This window comes from Caulobacter sp. (assembly GCF_049283275.1).
In the GTDB taxonomy this organism is placed as follows: Bacteria; Pseudomonadota; Alphaproteobacteria; order Caulobacterales; family Caulobacteraceae; genus Caulobacter.
Genome location: NZ_JBAPVS010000330.1, coordinates 1 through 1961, shown reverse-complemented (window position 1 = coordinate 1961; position 1961 = coordinate 1). Strand labels below are relative to the sequence as shown.

The following is a 1961-nucleotide window of genomic DNA, read 5'->3' as shown; positions in this document are numbered from 1 at the left end:
GCGCAGCCCCTTCGGGTCGAGCCCGTCGACCACCTGCCCGAGGAAAGCGACAGCGCCGATCTGCTCGGGGCCGGCCGCCGCGCCACTGGCTCCACCGCCGAGCGCGAGTGCCTTCTTGACGTCCGCCAGCTCGCGCTCGAGCCGGCGCCGGTCCTCGACCAGCGCGGCGACCCGCGCGGGCACTTCGTCCGGGGAGGATTTGAGCGTCGTCGCGGCGTCGCGCAGCAACGTATCGCGTCCCGCCAGATAGGCGCGCGCGGCCTCGCCGGTCAGTGCCTCGACCCGACGGACGCCTGAGGAAACGGCACCTTCGCTCACCACGGTGAAGAGACCGATATCGCCGAGTGCGCGGACATGCGTGCCCCCGCACAGTTCGAGCGAATAGGTCTTGCCGTGCTCGGTCCCCATCGAGACGACGCGGACCTCATCGCCGTACTTCTCGCCGAACAGCGCCATCGCACCCTCGGCGATCGCTTCGTCGGGGGTCATCAGCCGAGTCTCGACCGGGCCATTGCCGCGGATCTGCGCGTTGACGTCGGCTTCGACCTCGGCGATCCGCGCGGGATCGATCGCGCTCGGCTGCGAGAAATCGAACCGGAGCCGTTCGGGCGCGACGAGGCTGCCCTTCTGCGCGACATGCGCGCCGAGCCGCTGGCGCAGCGCCTCATGCAACAAATGCGTCGCGCTGTGGTTGGCGCGGATCTGGTCGCGGCGTGCGGTATCTACGGTCAGATGCAGCGCGTCGCCGAGCGCGATCCCGCCCTCGCCGATTTGCGCGACATGCGCGAACACGCGCCCGAGATATTTGCGCATATCCTCGACCACCGCGCGGACGCCCGGCGCAGTGAGCGTGCCGGTATCGCCGACCTGGCCGCCGCTTTCGGCGTAGAACGGCGTCTGGTTGACGACGATCTCGACCGTCTCGCCCGCCTCGGCGCGCTCGACCTGTGCGCCATCGCGGACGATCGCGACGACCGCGCCCTCGCCCTCGACCGCGCTGTACCCGATGAACTCGGTCCCGCCGCTCGCCTCGGCAATGTCGAACCAGACGTCGTCCGACGCACGCTGGCCCGAACCCTTCCACGCGGCGCGGGCGGCGCGCTTCTGCTCCGCCATCGCGCTGTCGAAGCCCGCACGGTCGATCCCGAAGCCCTGCGCCCGCAGCGCGTCCTCGGTCAGATCATACGGGAAGCCATAGGTGTCGTAGAGCTTGAACGCGGTCTCGCCGGGCAAGGTCGCGCCAGCTTCCATCGCGCCGGTCGCTTCGTCGAGCAACCGCAGCCCGTTGACGAGCGTGCGGCGGAACTGGGTTTCCTCCTGCAACAGCGTCGATTCAATCGACGCCTGCGCGCGGACGAGCTCGGGGTACGCCGCGCCCATCTCCGCGACGAGTGCGGGGACCAGCCGGTGCATCAACGGCTCCTTCGCGCCAAGCAGATGCGCGTGGCGCATCGCGCGCCGCATGATCCGGCGCAGGACATAACCGCGTCCCTCGGCGGCGGGCAACACGCCGTCCGCGATCAGGAAGCCTGAAGACCGCAGATGATCCGCGATGATGCGGTGGCTCGCCTGCGTGTCGCCGGTCGCGGGGGTGCCCGTCATCGCCGCCGACGCCGCGATCAGTGCCTTGAAGGTGTCGGTGTCGTAATTGTCGTGGACGCCCTGCAGGACCGCGGCGACGCGTTCGAGCCCCATTCCGGTGTCGATCGACGGGCGCGGCAGCGGCGTACGCGCGCCATCAGCGGTCTGCTCGAACTGCATGAACACGAGGTTCCAGATTTCGACGAACCGGTCGCCGTCCTCGTCGGGCGATCCCGGCGGGCCACCGAAGATGTGGTCGCCGTGGTCGTAGAAGATCTCCGAGCAAGGCCCGCACGGCCCGGTGTCGCCCATCGACCAGAAGTTGTCGTTGGTCGCGATGCGGATGATCCGCTCCTCGGGCAGATTCGCGATCTTGCGCC

At 69.4% G+C, this 1961-nt stretch carries 1 protein-coding gene; it reads right to left on the bottom strand.

The annotated features are described in order from the left end of the window. On the bottom strand, window positions 1-1961 hold a 1961-nt coding region (gene alaS / locus WAL33_RS18790; RefSeq protein WP_422183200.1), incomplete at both ends, for an alanine--tRNA ligase.